General features: G+C 65.3%; 14 protein-coding genes and 1 tRNA gene. 6 read left to right on the top strand and 9 right to left on the bottom strand.

What is annotated here, in order from left to right:
* Positions 1 to 653: 653 nt before the first annotated feature.
* Both MMF96_RS18520 and MMF96_RS18515 read left to right on the top strand, forming a co-directional pair.
* The gene (locus MMF96_RS18520; protein ID WP_256884371.1) at positions 654 to 3,305 is read left to right on the top strand and encodes a LuxR family transcriptional regulator; all 2,652 of its coding nucleotides are present in this window, start codon (positions 654 to 656) and stop codon (positions 3,303 to 3,305) included.
* Positions 3,306 to 3,745: 440 nt separating this feature from the next.
* Positions 3,746 to 4,066, top strand: coding sequence for a hypothetical protein (locus tag MMF96_RS18515; protein ID WP_176617128.1), 321 nt, complete (start codon positions 3,746 to 3,748; stop codon positions 4,064 to 4,066).
* 3 nt (positions 4,067 to 4,069) lie between these two features.
* Here the strand turns inward: MMF96_RS18515 and MMF96_RS18510 are convergent, their stop codons facing one another.
* Positions 4,070 to 4,324: a cell division protein CrgA gene (locus MMF96_RS18510; protein WP_176617129.1), complete on the bottom strand. Its 255-nt coding sequence runs from the start codon at positions 4,322 to 4,324 to the stop codon at positions 4,070 to 4,072.
* A 186-nt stretch (positions 4,325 to 4,510) separates the two neighbouring features.
* Between MMF96_RS18510 and MMF96_RS18505 the strand changes: the two genes are divergently transcribed.
* The 3 genes from MMF96_RS18505 to MMF96_RS18495 are packed head-to-tail and all read left to right on the top strand — an operon-like array spanning position 4,511 to position 6,104.
* Positions 4,511 to 5,296: a class E sortase gene (locus MMF96_RS18505; protein WP_176617130.1), complete on the top strand. Its 786-nt coding sequence runs from the start codon at positions 4,511 to 4,513 to the stop codon at positions 5,294 to 5,296.
* A gap of 2 nt (positions 5,297 to 5,298) precedes the next feature.
* Positions 5,299 to 5,469, top strand: coding sequence for a hypothetical protein (locus MMF96_RS18500; protein WP_176617131.1), 171 nt, complete (start codon positions 5,299 to 5,301; stop codon positions 5,467 to 5,469).
* On the top strand, positions 5,466 to 6,104 hold the full coding sequence (locus MMF96_RS18495; protein WP_256884369.1) for an aminodeoxychorismate/anthranilate synthase component II: 639 nt from the start codon (positions 5,466 to 5,468) through the stop codon (positions 6,102 to 6,104). Before MMF96_RS18500 ends, MMF96_RS18495 begins: the two co-directional genes overlap by 4 nt.
* Before the next feature lie 40 nt (positions 6,105 to 6,144).
* Here the strand turns inward: MMF96_RS18495 and pknB are convergent, their stop codons facing one another.
* The 7 genes from pknB to MMF96_RS18460 are packed head-to-tail and all read right to left on the bottom strand — an operon-like array spanning position 6,145 to position 15,749.
* Entirely contained in the window at positions 6,145 to 8,073 is a 1,929-nt protein-coding gene (gene pknB, locus MMF96_RS18490) for a Stk1 family PASTA domain-containing Ser/Thr kinase (RefSeq protein WP_256884368.1), read from the bottom strand.
* A gap of 55 nt (positions 8,074 to 8,128) precedes the next feature.
* The gene (locus tag MMF96_RS18485) at positions 8,129 to 9,934 is read right to left on the bottom strand and encodes a protein kinase (RefSeq protein WP_256884367.1); all 1,806 of its coding nucleotides are present in this window, start codon (positions 9,932 to 9,934) and stop codon (positions 8,129 to 8,131) included.
* Positions 9,931 to 11,388, bottom strand: a complete 1,458-nt coding sequence (locus MMF96_RS18480; RefSeq protein WP_176617135.1) for a penicillin-binding protein 2 — start codon at positions 11,386 to 11,388, stop codon at positions 9,931 to 9,933. The genes MMF96_RS18485 and MMF96_RS18480 overlap by 4 nt, the downstream gene beginning before the upstream one ends.
* A complete protein-coding gene (locus MMF96_RS18475; protein ID WP_256884366.1) occupies positions 11,385 to 12,755 on the bottom strand; it encodes an FtsW/RodA/SpoVE family cell cycle protein in 1,371 nt (456 codons plus the stop codon). The genes MMF96_RS18480 and MMF96_RS18475 overlap by 4 nt, the downstream gene beginning before the upstream one ends.
* Complete coding sequence (locus tag MMF96_RS18470; protein WP_256884365.1) at positions 12,752 to 14,446, bottom strand: PP2C family serine/threonine-protein phosphatase; 1,695 nt, start codon at positions 14,444 to 14,446, stop codon at positions 12,752 to 12,754. The genes MMF96_RS18475 and MMF96_RS18470 overlap by 4 nt, the downstream gene beginning before the upstream one ends.
* Before the next feature lie 2 nt (positions 14,447 to 14,448).
* The gene (locus MMF96_RS18465; RefSeq protein ID WP_176617145.1) at positions 14,449 to 14,880 is read right to left on the bottom strand and encodes an FHA domain-containing protein; all 432 of its coding nucleotides are present in this window, start codon (positions 14,878 to 14,880) and stop codon (positions 14,449 to 14,451) included.
* 50 nt (positions 14,881 to 14,930) lie between these two features.
* Complete coding sequence (locus tag MMF96_RS18460) at positions 14,931 to 15,749, bottom strand: DUF3662 and FHA domain-containing protein (protein ID WP_176617138.1); 819 nt, start codon at positions 15,747 to 15,749, stop codon at positions 14,931 to 14,933.
* A gap of 410 nt (positions 15,750 to 16,159) precedes the next feature.
* On the opposite strand from MMF96_RS18460, the gene MMF96_RS18455 reads away from it, so the two are divergent.
* Positions 16,160 to 16,242, top strand: a tRNA-Leu gene (locus MMF96_RS18455).
* Positions 16,243 to 16,667: 425 nt separating this feature from the next.
* Here MMF96_RS18455 and MMF96_RS18450 read toward each other — a convergent pair.
* Positions 16,668 to 16,911 (bottom strand): hypothetical protein (locus MMF96_RS18450; protein WP_256884364.1); only part of this gene is annotated, 244 nt, incomplete at its 5' end.

Genomic DNA, 16,911 nt, shown 5'->3' with positions numbered 1-16,911 from the left:
TGTTCGAAGGCAGCGACCTCAACGCGCGAGCAACATCCATGGTGGCCATATTAACTGAGACAAACCCCAGAAAGCCGTAGGTGGCCAGGTAAGTTGCGAAAATGGCCAACTAAATTGAGACAGGACAACTTGTCCACAGTTCTGTCCACACATGGGCATAACTTACAGAGCTGTAGTTCTAGTAGTTGAAAATTCGTCGAACAGACTCTTTTCCACAGTGTTGTTCACACTGGGTCTAAGTTACACACATGTAATTCCACAGCTGTGGATTACTTTCCTGCGGGAATTTTGTGGGATTCAAGCGGAAGTCCGGGCAAAGTTATCCACGTCTGTGGATAACTTTGTGAACAACTGGAGAAAACACTGTTTTAGAAGACGGGCTGTGGACAGTTCGATGAAGTTGTCAAGGCCAGTGGATAAGTTTTCTACGCCCTGTGGAAAGATACCCACATTGTGGAGAACTTTGGGGAAAACTTGTGAGGAACGCATCCCGGCCCCCGACGGGAGGTTCCACGGGGCGTGGCCGGGCTATCGACTAACAGCTGGGGCGTACCTAGAATGGGGGCGGGGCATGCGGCCGGGGATTGAGCCGGCGGCATATGGGTCTTGCCGTTTCCGTGGTTTGACGCGGAAGCGGCACGGGGAGGGGGAGCATGGCGCGCCGTGCTGACGTCAATGACATTGTTGTGCAACTTATGGACAATTCGTCCAGGGGCGTCCTGATCGTCGGGCCGCACGGTGCGGGAAAGACCTGGATGCTCGGACGTGTCATGGATGCCCTGGGTGCCGGGTGCACCACCATCAGGCTGTCTCCCAGCCACGCCCTTTCAACCGTTCCCTTCGGTGCCGTCAATGCACGTGTCGGCCAGAACCTGGTTCGCAGCAGCGACTTTTACCCGGTGCTGCAGGGCCTGACGGACCAGGTCCAGGCGGACCTTGCCACCGGGAACAAGGTGTTCCTCCTGGTGGACAACGGTGAATACCTCGACGCGCAAAGCGCTGCGGTCATCACGCAGGTGGTCATGTCCACAGACGTGAAGCTTATTCTTGTGGACCATCCCGGCGGCCACCACACCCACCTTCGTGAACTGTGGCGGGACGGCCACCTGGCCCGCTTTGAACTGGCCCCGCTGAAATCGGCGGACGTACAAAACTTTATCGCTGACGTGCTGGGCGGCGTCGTGTCCAGCGCTGCTGCGGACTACCTCTCCAGCCGCTCGGCAGGGAACCCGCTGGTGCTCAAGGGCCTGGTGGCGGGCGCCCTGGAAGAAGGCTCCCTGCAGCAGGTGGACGGGATCTGGGTCCTGGACCATCCTGCCGACAGGCTTGGCGCCGAATCAAGCGATTTCCTGCAGATGGACCTCGACCAGCTGGACGCCGCGTCGCGGCGCCTGGTCGAAATCCTGGCGCTGGCCGGCCCGCTGCCGCTGGACGTCCTGCTGGACCTGGCGGAGACGGAAACCATCGATGACATCCAGCAGCGCGGCCTGGTGGAGATCTCCCCCGGAGGCACCCTGACCATGGGGCTGTCCCGCCCCGCCACGGCCAGCCCCATCCGGCACATGATTCCGGTGGGCCGCAGCCGGCGGATCCTGGAGGAGGTGTCCAAGGTCATTGTCCCGGGACCGGACTCCGGACCGGACATGGTCATCAATTTCACCCGGTGGTCCCTTGACTGCGGGCTGCCGGTTGACGATGCGCAGATTGTCTCGGCCGCCGTCATGTCCAACCACCTGTTGCGCATCAACGACGCCATGCACTTCAGCAGCCTGCACGTCTCTGCCAAGCACACTGCCGCCCTGCTGGCCCAGCGGTCCATTGCCCACTTGAACCGTAACTGGCCTGACCAGGCCCGTACGCTGGCCGCCAAGAGCCTGGAGCTGTCCCTGACGCCCGACGTCGGCGCTGCCGCCCTCCGGGCCGTCCATCTCGCCTACTTTGCCGATGACGACTATGAATCCCGGTTTGATGCCGGGGTCGCCGCCTACGAACAAAAATATGGGCCGGTGCTCCTGTCGGGATCAGCCACCCGCGCCACCATTGACGTCCTGATCCTGGAGGCCATGAAGGAACTGACCCTGGGCCGTGCGGACGAGGCGTCCCGGCGCATCCGTGCCCTGCTGTCCCACCCCCTGTGCAGCAACAGGATTGACCAGACGCTGCTGAAGTCCATGCTGTGTGAAGTCCTCACCACCACCGGGCGGCTGACCTCGGCCACCAGCCTCGCCGGCGAAGTCATCGAGGAGCTGGAAAGCCCCGACGGCTTCCCGCGGCCCGACATTGCCCTCCTGGCCTATGCCCGCGCGGTGGCGACGTACATCTACGACGGCAATTGGAACGTGGTGCGGCAGGCACTGGAACCGTCTGTTTTTACCAATCCGGACCTCATGCTCTTCGCCGGCGGGCTGCGGGACCTGGGCGCGGCCATGGCGCACTGCAGGGTTGGCCGCGTGGATGAGGCCCTGGCGGCCCTGCGCCCCGCAGTGGCCGCCCTGGACGACTATGACCCGTGGTTGGTCCTGCACACCGCACTCGGGCTGCTTTCCTACTGCCTGGCCTTGCGGGGCGACGCAGCCGGCGCCAGGGACCGGCTGAAACAACTCGAGTCGTTGGACCGGAGGGGGAGCAGGTTCTACCACGTGGAGGGCGCCGCCTACGCGGCCGCGGCGCAAGCCCTGGCGGGCAATGCGGAGGAGGGAACCCGCCGGTTGATGGAGCTGCGGAAAGAGTGCCAGGAGCAGGGTTACGCGGGAACGGAAATGACCGTGCTGACCCTGCTGGTCCGGATCGGGGAAACTTCGGCGCCGCACAGGATGGTGGAAGTGGCCGAAGCCATGGAATCCGGCTGCCGGGACTTCTTCCGGGAGTGGGCGCAGGCCCTGCTGTCCGGGGACCCGGCCCTTCTGGACCAGGCCAGCACCACCGCCTTGGGGCACGGCTTTGAGCTGGTGGCCGCAGAACTGGCAACCCGGGCCCAGCGTGGCTTTGACGAGGAAGGCAAGGTCCAACGCGGGCGGAAGACCGGCACCCGTGCTGCGTCGCTGCGGGACAACCTGCCCGGACTTGTGACCCCGGTCTTCAAAAGCAACGGCCTGCCCCAAATGACCCGGCGGGAACATGAGATCGCCCAACTCGTGGCCGAGGGCAAATCCAACAATTTCATAGCCGAGCACCTGGGCGTCTCGCTGCGCACCGTCGAGGGACACCTGTACCGCACGTTCATCAAGCTGGACCTGCAGTCCCGGGAACAGCTGGCTGAGCTGGTCCGGGAAGGCCGGGGCACCAGGCAGGACGCCAGGCGCTAGGGACGCGGGGGAACCGGGTGCCCGGGGGATAACAGGCGAAACCCGGCAAAAATAGAGTGGTCACCACTCGAGAATCACCGGTGTGGTCCCCATTACCCTGAAGAAGCACGCCCCATCCGGCACATGTCCCCCATGGTCCGGCGGATGCAGGACGTGCTGCCTGCCAGCTGCCCGGCCTTGCACCGGGCACCCGGCGGGAAAGGAATGCTCCAACGCCCCGGTGCGGTGGAGACAATGTGGCAGCCATGCCCCCAGCGGTTGCCGCGTTGAAGGAAGCAAGGGCCCCCGCCTCCCCCGCGGGGGCCCTTGCCGTTCCAGGTCCCTGCCCGCAACGGCCCTGTTCCCCGCGGGGCGTCAAGCCTAGACTGAAAGTGCACAGGGAAGGATCCAGGCCGCCGGTGCGGCAGCCGAGAGCACACTGTGGGAAGTTGGGTTGAGCAATGTTCGGGGAAAACGCAGGCAGCCAGGGACAGCAAAATAACGGCACCGATCCGACGGAGGACCGCGGGCGCTACGTGGAAGGTGCCTACGGCAAGGCCGGCCGGGAGCCAGGCCACCACGCCGCCGACGGCCAGGGCCGCTACGTCGAGGGGGACTACGGGCGCTCCGGCATTGAGGATGCCGGACCGGACGACGCGTCAGGACGGTTTGTGGAAGCCGACTACGGCACCGCCGGGGGTGTGCCGGGGCATGGCGCCGCGGATGCGAAGGGTGAATATGTCACCGGGGACTACGGCGACGCCGGCGACGTTGCGGAATAGACGCTAGCTGCGCCACCGGGTGGTCATCATGAAGCCGGCCAGGGCAATGGCAAACCCAATGCCGATGTTCCAGTTGTTGATGTCCGGGATGGGGTATTTGCCGTCTGAAATGTAGTAGACGATGATCCAGAACAGGCCCACCAGCATCAAGGTGACCATGACCGGCAGGAACCATGCCGCGTTCGGCTGCTGCGCCTTCGACGACGGCGTTTGGGCAGGACCCTTGGTGGGGCGGCGGCGCGGTTTGGACTCGGGCACGGTGGCACTCCTCGGCTTGGTGAACTGGCAGCTGCCTTGCTGCGTGGCTGGTCGGCCGTCCATTGCGCGCGGTGTGGATGGATGGATTGTTCCAAGGCGCTGAACTGCCGCTATTCTTGACGTAATTCTAGCCGCTATTGCCGCGCCCCCGATTGCGAAGGGGCCGGCCACCACCTTCCAAGGAGAATGCCGCCCGTGGTTCGATCGACAGGGCACGTCCGTCCCCGCCGCGGTGTTGGGCGGACAGTGGTCCTGGTGGTAGGCGAGCTGCTCGTTACCGTCGGGGTGGTCCTGTTGCTCTTCGTGGTGTGGGAACTGTGGTGGACCAACCTCCAGGCGGACAACACCCAGCAGCAGGCTGTCACCAGGTTTGTCCACGATATGCAGGGTCCTGTGGCGCCCGCACCCGCGCCTGCGCCGGGCACTGCACCCAAGGACTACGGGAAACCCGTGGTGATGGCGGACGTCAACGTCCCCGGGACCGTCTTTGGGGTGGTCTACATCCCCCGATTCGGCAGTGACTACAGCCGGCCGCTGGTGGACGGCACCGCCCCTGAACAACTGAACACCCTGGGCCTGGGCCGCTATGTGGACTCGGCGATGCCCGGCGCCGTCGGCAATTTTTCCGTCGCCGGCCACCGGCAGACGCACGGCGCCGTGCTCGACGCCATTCACACCCTGGTTCCCGGCGACAAAATCTATGTGCAGACCAAGGACGGGTACTACACCTATGTGTTCCGCAATAATGAAATTGTGTTGCCCGACCGTATCGACGTCCTTGCACCCGTGCCCACCCGGCCCGGTGCCAAGCCCACCGAGCGTTTCATGACCATGACCAGTTGCAACCCCCGATTCGGCTCCGCCGAGCGCATCATTGCCTACGCGGTCATGGAATCCTGGCAGCCGGCCAGTGCGGGCCCGCCGGAAGCCATCGCCGCCGTGGTTGCCGCGAACAAGGCCAGGGGGCAGTAACCATGTACGGATGGATCTTCCGCCACCTGCCCGGGCCCCTCTGGCTCCGCATTCTCACGTCGGCAGTGCTCATCGCCGCGGCCGTGCTGCTTCTGATGCAGTTTGTCTTCCCGTGGCTGAACCAGTTCAACCCGCTCAACGATTCAACGATTGGTGGTACCTCCCGGCCATGACCACGCGCATTTTGGTGATCGACAACTACGACAGCTTCGTATACACGCTCGTCGGTTACCTGCAGCAGCTGGGTGCCGAAACCACGGTGGTGAGGAACGACGACGTCACGCTGGCCGAGGCGGTGGAGCTCGCCTCCGTGCGCGACGGCGTGCTGGTATCCCCCGGCCCCGGCACGCCGGCCGAGGCCGGCATCTGCATCGGGTTGATCCGCTGGTGCGGTGAAAACGCCAAGCCGATGTTCGGTGTCTGCCTGGGCCACCAGGCCCTTGCCGAGGCCTACGGCGGGGTGGTCACGCACGCCGAACAGCTCATGCACGGCAAGACCAGCGCCGTGTTCCACCAGGGCAGGAATGTGTTCGCCGGCCTCCCCAGCCCGGTCACGGCCACCCGCTACCACTCCCTGGCTGCCGTCCGGGACAGCATCCCGGACGTCCTGGAAGTCACGGCCGAAACGGAAGACGGCGTGGTCATGGGCCTGGCGCATACCACGGCGCCCCTGTGCGGCGTCCAGTTCCACCCGGAATCCGTCCTCACCGAGGGCGGCTACCAGATGGTGGGAAACTGGCTCGAATCCGTGGGCCTGAACGGTGCCGCGGCGCTGGCCGCCACCCTGAGCCCCCTGATCAACAACTGACGCACTGCCGCCTGCCGGCCACGCGGCGGGTCCCCGGATCTTAATTGGGCTGTGGCGTAGTCGTGGGGGCCGGGGTCGCGGTGGGCTGCGGCGCCGTGGGCGTGGGCGTTGGTGTTGCGGCGGGCTTCGGCGGCGCCTTCGAGAGGGTCACCACGATGAGGCTCCGCTGCGGAATCTCGGTGCCGGCGTTTTCCGACTGGCCCGTGACCATCCCCGGGGCGACGGCCGTGTTGACCTGCTCCTGAAACTCGACTTGGAGCAGCGGCGAAACCTTGGCGAGGGCGTCCTTGACGGCCTGCCTGACCTTGGCGGGATCCTGTGTGAGGCCGAACAGGGACGGCATGGAGACGTCACCGCTGGAAATCTTCAGCGTGATCCTTTGTCCCACGGGGACAACTTCGCCCGGTTTGGGGTCGGTGGTCACCACCAGGTTCGCCTGGATTTGGGGATCGTCCACAAATTCGTTGGGGCCGAATTGGAGGCCCAGTGCGGACAATTCGTCGCGCACCTCGGACTCGGTCCGTCCCGCCAGGTCCGTCGGGATCTTCACTTCCGACGGACCTTTGGAAACCAGCAGCACGATGGCGGAGTGCGGGTCCAGCAGGCCGCCGGCGGGTGGGTCCGTGCCAATCACGTCGCCGGCCGTCACGGACTTTGAAAATTCGGTGGCCGGCTGCGGGTCCAGCCCGACTTCCAGCAGCTTGGTGGTGGCGTCGATCTGGTTCATCTTGGTCACGTCCGGGATGGTCACCTGCGCGACGGCCGGCGGCTTGGCGTGCATCAGGTTGTAGCCCAGGAACGCGCCCCCGCCCAGGATGATCACCAGGAACACAAACAAGGTCACCACCCAGGCCCTGCGGCGGTGCCTGACGGCGCGCTCGGGTTCGGTGGGCATTTCGCTGCCACCGTCCGTTGTCAAGGGACCCCCGGCGAGCACCTTCGCCATGGCACGCGTGGCCGGTCCGCCGTCGTCGTCCAACCCCATGGGCATTTCCAGCGGAGCCGCGACGGCGACCGCCGCCACCGGCACGGCGACGGGTTCGGGTTCGGGGACGGTGGCCAGCGGGTCGGTGGCGGCGGGCGCCGCCGGGGCAGCCAGCACCACACCGGTGCGGGCCGCGCGCAGGGCGCGCCGGAACGACGCGGCGTCCTGGAAGCGGTCCTCACGGTCCTTTTGCAGCGCCTTCAGCAGCACGCTGTCCAGGGCCGGGGACACCTCCGGGTTGAAGGTGCTCGGCGCGGGCGGGACCTCACGGACGTGCTGGTAGGCCACGGACACGGGCGAATCCCCCTGAAAAGGGGGCCGGCCGGCGAGCATCTCGTAAAACAGGCACGCCGCCGAATACAGGTCGCTGCGGGCGTCCACGGACTCGCCGCGGGCCTGTTCGGGGGACAGGTACTGGGCGGTGCCCATGACGGTCTGCGTCTGGGTCATGGTGGCGGCCGAGTCGGAGATGGTCCGGGCAATGCCAAAGTCCATGACCTTCACGCCGCCGGGACGCCCCTCGGAATCCTCCACGACCATGACGTTGGCGGGCTTGATGTCACGGTGCACAATGCCGGCCCGGTGGCTGTATTCCAGCGCGGACAGCACTCCCAGCGTGAAGTCGATGGCCTGGTCGACGGTGATGTCGTCCGCCCGCACCAGGTCCCGCAGCGTCTTGCGGCTGACGTATTCCATGACAATGTAGGGCAGCTTGGCGGCGTCGCCCAGGGCATCGGCGCTGGAGTGCTCCCCGGTGTCATAGACGGCAACGATCGAGGGGTGGTTCAGCCCCGCCACCGCCTGCGCCTCGCGCCGGAAGCGGGCCTTGAGCTGCGCATCACGGGCCACGTCCCCGCGCAGCAGCTTGATGGCCACCGTGCGTCCCAGGCGGATGTCGCGGGCCATGTAGACGTCGGCCATGCCGCCCCTGCCCAGGAGCTCGCCAATCTCGTACCGCCCACTGACGACGCGGGGAACATTCATGGTGTCAGTGTCCTTTCAGTGGGTCGGCGTGCTGGCGGTCAGGGCTGGGCGGGGGCTACGGTGTCGGCGTGGGTGCGGGCACGGTGGCGTCGGCGGCCGGCGGATTGGCCGGAGCCGTTGTACCGGGGCCCGTAGAGACGTAGTAGGTCACGATGGTGCCCTTGGGCTCCGTTGAGCCGGCCGTGGGGACAACCCGCACCACGTTGCCCGCGGGCACGGTGGCGGATTCCTCCGAGGCCCGCTCGGGCTTGAACCCGGCGTCCGTCAGCGCCTTGTCATACGCGTCCCCGCTCTGGCCCTGGAAGGACGGCACGGTGGCAAAGTCCGCCGGGTTCGGTCCCTTGGAAACCGTGACAGTGACTGTGCTCCCTGCCGGCACGGCGGATCCACTGGGGCTGATGTCGCTCACCATGCCCGCGGCGGTCGCCGGGTCGTAGGCGTCAACGCGCGTGACTTGCAGGCCGTCGTTGATCAGGACATCCCTCACCTCGGCAAACGGCTTGCCCAGGAACGCGTCCGGCTGAATGTCCACGGTTTGGGGTGCCTGGGTGGTGGGCTCGGGTGTGGGCGTCGGGGAAGGCGTTTCCGACGGCGTTGTCTGCACGGGCGCCGACGTCACCGTCGGCAAGCCGGACTGCGTGGCGGCGGGCTTTCCGTCGAACACCCCCAGGCTTTGCAACAGCAGGGCCGCCACAGCAAACAGCAGCAGGGCGATCAACGCAACGGCGGGCCAGGTCCAGGGGCTCCGGCCGCGCCGGGCGGGTTCCGCAGGTGCCTCCTCGGAGTCGAAGTCGCCCATCAGTGAACTGTCTTCCGGCTCGGCGTCCCAGGCGCGCTGGGCCCCCAAGGCCTCCGCCCGGGTCGGCGGACCGGCGGGGACGGTGGTCGCCGCCACGGTTGGCAGCGCCGTCGTGCTTGGCGCCGAAACGTTGCCTACCACGGAGGTGGGTGCCGTGGCGTTGATGTCCACCGGCGCCGTGATGGGTCCCGTGGCCGACTCAAACAACAGCATGCCGGGAACGGCCGCGTGGGCAGCCTGGATGTTGCCGGCCCGGATGGCTTCGGCAGCTTCGGCCAGCTTCAGGGCATTCGCGGGCCGGTTCGCTGGATCCTTGGCCAGCATGGACATCAGCAGAGCGCGCACCGGGGTGGGCAGCGTGTCCGGCAGCGGCGGCGGAGCGTCGTTGACCTGGGCCAGGGCGATGGCAATCTGCGACTCCCCGGAAAACGGGCGGTGCCCGGTGATGCACTCGTAGCCGATGACGCCCAGCGAGTAGATGTCGCTGGAGCCGGTGGCCACCTGGCCGGTGGCCTGTTCGGGGGCCAGGTACTGGGCGGTGCCCATGACCTGGCCGGTCTGGGTCAGGGGCACCTGGTCGGCCAGGCGGGCAATGCCGAAGTCGGTGATCTTTACCCGTCCCTCGGGCGTGATGAGCAGGTTGCCCGGCTTGACGTCGCGGTGGACCAGGCCCTGGGCGTGTGCCACGGAAAGCGCGCGCGCCGTCTGGGCGATCATGGACAGCGTCCAGTCCGCGGACAGCACGTGTTCGCGCTCAATCAGGGCGGACAGCGGCTCCCCCGGCACCAGTTCCATGACCAGGTAGGCGGAGCCGTCCTCTTCACCGTAGTCAAAGACGTTCGCAATCCCCACATGGTTCAGCAGCGCCGTGTGCTTGGCCTCGGCCCGGAAACGGGCACGGAAGCCGGGGTCGCCGGTGTATTCATCCTTGAGGATTTTGATGGCTACGAGCCGGCCCAGGACTAGGTCCTGCGCCTTCCAAACTTCGCCCATGCCGCCGATGGCAATGCGTGAGGTGAGTTGGAATCTGCCGCCTAAGGTGATTCCTGAAGTAGGCCTCACTTTTTCAACACCGCCTTGAAGAGTTTGCTTGCATTGGGACTTGTTAGTGCTGCGCCGGTGGCGACGTCAACATTGGGCATCATAATGGTCACGACATATTGCGGATCATTCGCCGGCGCGAAACCGGTAAACCAGGCGTTGTTCAAACCAGTGTTTCCGACCTCCGCGGTGCCGGTTTTGCCGGCGACCTCCACGCCCGGAACGGCGGCCGCCCCTGCGATCCCCTGGTCCACCACGTCAACCATCCATTGGGTGATCTGCGACGCGATTTCGGGGGTGGTGGACTGGCGCAGGACCTCCGGCTTGAGGCTTTCCACCGTCCGCAGGTCCGGCGTCCGGACTGCCTGGACCAGGTTGGGCTTCATCTGCGTGCCGCCGTTGGCGATGGCCGCCGTCATCATGGCGATCTGCAGCGGCGTGGCCGTCACGTCCTGCTGGCCGATGGCGCTGCGGGCCAGCGCGGGCTTGTCCAGGGCGGCCGTTGAACCGGGGAACCGGCTGGCCGTGACGGCGTCGGGGAACGTCAGGGAATTGTCATTGAAGCCGAACTTGTCCGCCTGTGCCGTGATGGCGTCCTGCCCCAGATCCAGGGCAATGCTGGCGAACGGCGTATTGCACGAGTTTTCGAGGGCAAAGGCAAAACTCGCCTTGTCCCGGGTGTCGCACTGGCCATAGAGGTAATTGGGCAGCGTATAGGAGATGCCGGGGAACTTCATGGCGGCCGGGTTGGGCAGCACGGTGTCCTTGTTGTATTTTCCGGAAGACAGTGCGGCGGCCGTATCCACGAGCTTGAACACTGAACCGGGTGCGTACGTCTGCTTGTAGGCCGCGGAACCGAACAAGTCGATTCCCGGCACGTTGACCAGTTTCGCATAGGCCGCATCCACCGACTTTTGGTCGTGGCTGGCCATGACATTGGTGTCATAGGACGGTTTGGAGACCATGGCGACAATGGCCCCGGTCTTTGGGTTCATGACCACGATGGACCCGGCAATGCCGTTGGGGATCATGTCATACGCCATTTTTTGGATGGCCGGGTCAATGGTCAGCGCCACCGACTGGCCCTGCGGGCGGGCACCGGTGAAAGCCTGCGAAATGCGGTCGAACAGCGCTGCATTCGTGGTGCCGGCGAGTTCGTCGCGCATGGCCGATTCCAGCCCGTACTGGCCGGCATATTTGCTGTAGAAGCCCGTCAGGCCGGCATAGAGCTGGGGATCGTTGTATTGGCGCTGGTACTTGCAGTCAGAATCGGTGGCGACGGACTCGGCAATCGGGTGCCCGCCCACCAGGATCGGCCCCCGGTCGCTGCAAAAGGTCTTGAGCAGCTGGCGGTTGTTGCTGGGGTTGGCATTGAGCGAATCGGCGTCAAAGAACTGGACATAGGAGATGGAGCCAAAGAGAAGGATGAACAGTGCAATGGCGACAATCCAGGAGTTGCGAATGGCCTGGTTCATGATGCAGGCACCTCCTTCCGGCGCTGGTCATCGGGGGTGGCGGATGATTCGGCCGGCCGGCGGGCGGCGTCGGAGATCCGCAGGATCAAGGCAACGATGATCCAGTTGGCGAGCAGGGAGGACCCCCCGGCCGCCAGGAACGGGGTGGTCAGCCCGGTCAGCGGGATGAGCCGGGTCACGCCGCCGATGATCACGAAGCACTGCAACGCGAAGGAAAACGCCAGGCCCACGGCAAGAAGCTTGCCGAAGGAATCCCGCGTGCCCAAGGCGGCACGGAAGCCGCGGGCAATGATCAGTCCATACAGGCAGACAACGGCGAACAGGCCCACCAGGCCCAGTTCCTCACCGATGCTGGCTATGATCATGTCGCTGTTGGCCAGCGGCACGGTGTCCGGGGAGCCTTCGCCCAGGCCCGTGCCCAGCAGCCCCCCGTTGGCCATGCCGAACAGGCCTTCAACCACCTGGAAGCTGCCGCCGCTGGCACCGATGTATTGGGGATCGAGGGCATTGATCCACGTGTCGATCCGCCGGGTGACATGGCTGAAGATCTTGTATGCGGCAAATCCACCGACGGCCATGAGGACAATGCCGATCACTACCCAGCCAATACGGCTGGTGGCCACGTAGATCAAGACCATGAAAAGACCGAAGAACAGCACCGAGGTGCCCAGGTCGTGTTGGAAGACCAGGACGCCCACACTGGCAATCCAGGCCACGAGCATGGGGCCCAGGTCGCGGAGCCGCGGCAGCTGCAGGCGGCCGATCTTCTTCCCTGCCAGCAGGATCAGGTCGCGGTTGGAGGAAAGATACCCGGCGAAGAATATGGCCAGGGTGATCTTCGCAATTTCCCCGGGCTGGAAGGTGAACGGGCCCAGCTTGATCCACACGGTGGCGCCGTTGACGTCGCCGGCGGAAATGCCCGGCACGAGGGGCAGCAGGAGCAGGACCACCGAGAGGACCAGCGAAATATAGGTGTAGCGGCGCAGGATGCGGTGGTCCTTGAGGGTCCAGAGCACGGCGATGGCCGCCGCCACGGCGAGGCCCGTCCAAAGCCATTGGCGTTCTCCGGCGTTGTCCCCGGAGACAATGTCAAGCCGGTGGATCATGGCCAGACCCAGGCCGTTGAGTGCCACCACAACGGGCAATATAACCGGGTCGGCATATTTTGCCCGGAAGCGCAGGGAGATGTGCACCGCCAGCGAAAGCCCGGCCAGCACCGCGGCCTGGATATAGAAGTCCCTGTCAAAGGTCCGGCCCAGGTTCAGGTTCACCAGGGCGTTGGCCATGATGCCCATGGCGAGGGCCAGGAGCAGCAAAAGCAGCTCTATGTTGCGGCGCGGCTTGGACACCGTCATCAATTGGCTCATTGTCCGCCTCCGGGGGTGCAGGTTGGGGTGGCCGACGGCGACGCTGTTCCGGACGGCTTGGCGGTGCCACGGGCGGTGGCCTTCGCCGGAGCGTGCGTGGCGGTGGGGCGGGCCGTTGCCTTGGCCGTTGCCTTCGCGGTGGGCTTCGCGGTGGGCTTCGCCGAAGCGTGCGGTGCCGTGGCGCCCGCCGTCGCGCCGGGCGACGGCGTGGCTGTGGCCCGGGCGCACGGCGGGGTGCCCGTGCCCGTGCCCAGCCTCAGGTCGACGATGATTTGTTCGGCGGCGCCGAGTGAGGCCGCGGGGACGGTCTGGGCCACCAGCTGCTGCGAATACTCGGGCAGCGATTGGACCGAAACGCTCGTCTCGCGTTCCAAATGCGACAGGGCAAAGGGGCCAAGGTTTTGGGATACGCCCTGGAAAATGGCCACGTTTCCGTGGGAGGAGCCAACAAAATACTGGGTCTGCGTCCAGGCAACGGCGGTCCAGGCGCCGGCCACGACCACAATGGTTGCCACGACGCCCAGCAGGGAAAACAACCACCGGCGGTAGCGGACGCGGGGCAGGGACTGCTCGGTGTCATCCTCCTGAAGCGCGGCGTCGACCGGCTTGTGGGTGAGGACGGTCGCGGCCCGCTGGACGGCAGGATGGTGGGCCAGGAGGGGAATCTTCCCCTCGGCATTCGCTGTCAGCGCCGCACCGACCAATTCGTGCGGGCGTTGTTCGAGTTCACGGCGTACGACGGCGGCGCGTATGTGGGCATCGAGCCCGGCCGTGGGTTCCCCGTCATCCTCCTGGCCGGAGGGCTCCCCTGCCACTGTCCCTGATCCGTCACCGTCGACAGCGTCGTCACCGGAGCCGTTGGCCGGCGCGGCGTCATCGGGCGCCGCGTCTGTTTCGCCGTCGTCGTCCGAGGCCCCGGCAACGGTGTCCAGCGCGGCGGTGGCCGTGTCTTCCGGGGTCGCCTCGGCCACGTCAAAGACCACAACCGTGACGTTGTCCGGGGATCCGGCGGCCAGGGTCAGGTCGATGAGGGTTTCCGCACAGTGGGCGAGGCTGCTGGTGTGCCGGACCACCTCCTCCACCATTTCGTGGCGGACAAAGTTCAGCCCATCGGAACAGAGCAGCCAACGTTCCCCGGGTTCGACGTCGTAGAACTTCAAATCCAGTTCGGGGGAGGCATCGACGTCCCCCAGCACGCGCATCAGCACGTTCTTGTGGGGGTGGACCTCGGCTTCGGCTTCGGTCATGCGGCCCTCGTCGATCATGCGCTGCACAAACGTGTGGTCCGTGCTCATTTGTTCAAAAACGCCGTTCTTGAACCGGTACGCGCGCGAATCGCCGATGTGCGCATAGGCCAGGCGCTGCCCGGAGAGCAGCAGGGCGGTGACGGTGGTGCCCATGCCGGCCAGTTTTGGATTGACGTGGACCAGTTCCGACAGCAGGGAGTTGGCGGTCTGGATCTCATCGGCCAGGTGGGTTCCGGCGTCGTCCCCTTCGTAGCCGTCGCGGTCCAGGTGGATCAGGTCCAGGACGGTCGAGGCGCTGGCAACGTCACCGCCGGCGTGCCCGCCCATGCCGTCGGCCACCACGGCCAGGTGTTTGCCGGCATAGGCGGAATCGTCGTTCTTTGCCCGGACCAGCCCCATGTGCGACCGTGCCGCATAGCGCAGGATCAGGGGGTGTTCGGCCATGCCTACGGCCTCAATTCGATGACCGTTTTGCCGATGCGAACCGGAACGCCGGGTTCCACGGGCAGTGCCCGGGTCAACTGCGTGCCGCCGAGGTAGGTGCCATTGGTGGAGCCCAGGTCTTCGATGAACCAGCGCGTGCCCTGCGGGAAAAGCCGGGCATGGCGGCCCGAGGCATAGTCATCCTCCAGGACCAGCGTTGCCTCCTGGGCGCGGCCCAGCAGGATCGGCGTGCCGGAAAGCTGCAGTGTGGTGCCGGTCAGCGGCCCCTCGGTCACCACCAGCTCGCGCGCCTGCGCCTTGGCAGGGGCGGCCTCGTCAACCAGTTCCGGATGCTTGCGTGCCTGGCGTGCCGTGGGGGCGCCGACCTTGGCCTTGCGCCCGATCACCAGGTCGCGCCGCATGGCGGCGACAACACTGAAAACCATGATCCACATCAGTATCAGGAAACCGAAGCGCAAAACGGTGACTGTCAGGCTCAAGTCATTCACGGGCGGCCCCCGCTCCGCGCCGGGAGGATGCGGAAGGTGATCTGGGTCCGGCCCATGGTGATGACTGTCCCGTCGGTCAGGTCGGCGCTGCCGTGGACCCGGTGGCCATTGACGAAGCTGCCGTTGGTTGACCCCAGGTCGACGGCGGTGCTGACGCCGCCCCGGGTGCGGATCTCCAGGTGCTTGCGGGAGACCCCGGTGTCGTCAATGAGAATGTCGGCCTCCGAGGACCGTCCCAGGGTGATGGAGCTGGCGTTGAGCGAGTACCGCTGGCCGTCGATGTCCAGGACCGGCTGGCCCGAGGGCGCAGCATCCTGCGGCGGGTTCGCCACGGCAGCTCCCTGGCGCTTGTACATGGGTGTGGGCGCCTGGCGGGGCTGGGCGGGTGCATGTGCAGGAGCCGAAGGAACGACCGGGCGCTGCACGGAAGAACGTGACTGGTGGTCGTCCCTTTCGGTGGCGGAGGCCACCTCGAAGTGTCCGGGCCGCAACTGAGCCGCATGGTTAAAGGTCACACGTACCGGGCCCTGCAATACATAGTCCTGGCTGCGGGAATGGTTGATGATTACATCGCAGAGTTCTTCGGCGAGGGACACACCCCACGACCGTGCACGTTCAAAGTCGGAATCGCCCAGCTGGATGTTGAAGACGTTAGGGGCCAAGGTACGGCCCGCATCAAGCGTCATGGCCTTGTCGTCAAGTTCACGGCGAAGTGCACTGGCCACCTCCACGGGCTGCAGCGACTTCGAACCGCGGGAGAAGGCGCCTCGAACTGCCTTCTCAATGCCCTTTTCAACATTGTCAAACAATCCCATGCTGTCTCCCCCTCTCCTTGTGAATGTGGCGTTTGGCGGCCACCGGGTCTTATTCGGTCCGTGGCCGTCCCGGCGTGCCGCAATTACGGCGTGAAGTACGCCCCAAGGCGCGCTAGCCCGCGTCTCGGGCAACGATCCACAACGTCGATACTACTGGGCGCGGCTAGGAAAAACCCTATTGGCGGCCACCTTTGGGGTGGAATTCATACCCCGGGGGGAGCCTTCGCGATCCAGGAACTTGATGGCGAAATCCTCGTGTTTTAGGGAAAAATGACTGGACTGACGGGGAGGGACAGGAGCTGAAACGGGCCCATGGTGTGGCCCGTTTAGGAATTTGGCAAAGTGTCCTATATGCTTGATCTCGCTGTTCCACTGAAACCCGAAAGGGAAACGGTGGGAAGGCAAGAGACGCGCGAGTGGCGGAACGGCAGACGCGCTGGCTTCAGGTGCCAGTGTCCGAAAGGGCGTGGGGGTTCAAATCCCCCCTCGCGCACGTCAAGGGAAAGTCCCCGGCAGGATCGAAAGATCCCAGCCGGGGACTTCTTCGTTTAACCGGCCCGTCCGACCTGTCCCCTAGCCTTGCCCGGGCAGGTCCGGTCCGGTCCGACCGCCTGGACCGCGTGTGCACCCCAACGCATGGCGGACAGTCCACCCTGGCACTCAATGCGTGAATGGGGCCCTCCCCAAGGATGTGGCTGCCAGACCCTTATATCCATCCCCTTATATAGGGACACTTGTATAGGGGGGACCGGGGCCTGAAGGCTGCGGCGCCCCGTGCCAACGGCCAAGGCAAAGGCGGTGGGCACGTGGTCGGTCCGGCCGGTGAGCGCTCAGGGCTCCACCGGATTTGCGCAGGGCTGAAACAGCGTGTATTGTTTTTCGAGTTGCCCCGGTGATCGGGGGAACGAAATCCCGTGTTCATGTGGCCGGTTTTACCGGTGTGTTTTGCATGTCTGCGGGTGGTTTTCCACGCTTTTGTGTGTGGGGGCCGGCAGGACCGGATTTGCTTTTTAGGGAGCAGGTCGGGTAGGTTTGTGAAGTTGCCCCGGCGCTGATCACCGCGGAGTGTTTGTTTCCGTGTGGGTGTGTTGGCCGGGTGTGGTTGTTGTTTGAGAACTCAATAGTGTGCCAAGTTTTATTGATGCCGATTGTTTTTTGATTG

The organism is Arthrobacter sp. STN4 (genome assembly GCF_024539665.1).
Classification (GTDB): Bacteria; Actinomycetota; Actinomycetes; order Actinomycetales; family Micrococcaceae; genus Specibacter.
Note: the sequence above shows the minus strand (reverse complement) of the source record. Positions and strands in the feature narration are given on the sequence as shown.

What these genes read in the sequence shown, in the direction of transcription:
- MMF96_RS18495 (WP_256884369.1), top strand. Translation starts at nt 5,466, where the DNA reads ATGACCACGCGCATTTTGGTGATCGACAACTACGACAGCTTCGTATAC.
- MMF96_RS18475 (WP_256884366.1), bottom strand. Translation starts at nt 12,755, where the DNA reads ATGAGCCAATTGATGACGGTGTCCAAGCCGCGCCGCAACATAGAGCTG.
- pknB (WP_256884368.1), bottom strand. Translation starts at nt 8,073, where the DNA reads ATGAATGTTCCCCGCGTCGTCAGTGGGCGGTACGAGATTGGCGAGCTC.
- MMF96_RS18460 (WP_176617138.1), bottom strand. Translation starts at nt 15,749, where the DNA reads ATGGGATTGTTTGACAATGTTGAAAAGGGCATTGAGAAGGCAGTTCGA.
- MMF96_RS18470 (WP_256884365.1), bottom strand. Translation starts at nt 14,446, where the DNA reads ATGGCCGAACACCCCCTGATCCTGCGCTATGCGGCACGGTCGCACATG.
- MMF96_RS18500 (WP_176617131.1), top strand. Translation starts at nt 5,299, where the DNA reads ATGTACGGATGGATCTTCCGCCACCTGCCCGGGCCCCTCTGGCTCCGC.
- MMF96_RS18480 (WP_176617135.1), bottom strand. Translation starts at nt 11,388, where the DNA reads ATGAACCAGGCCATTCGCAACTCCTGGATTGTCGCCATTGCACTGTTC.
- MMF96_RS18520 (WP_256884371.1), top strand. Translation starts at nt 654, where the DNA reads ATGGCGCGCCGTGCTGACGTCAATGACATTGTTGTGCAACTTATGGAC.
- MMF96_RS18465 (WP_176617145.1), bottom strand. Translation starts at nt 14,880, where the DNA reads ATGTGGATCATGGTTTTCAGTGTTGTCGCCGCCATGCGGCGCGACCTG.
- MMF96_RS18505 (WP_176617130.1), top strand. Translation starts at nt 4,511, where the DNA reads ATGCCGCCCGTGGTTCGATCGACAGGGCACGTCCGTCCCCGCCGCGGT.
- MMF96_RS18515 (WP_176617128.1), top strand. Translation starts at nt 3,746, where the DNA reads ATGTTCGGGGAAAACGCAGGCAGCCAGGGACAGCAAAATAACGGCACC.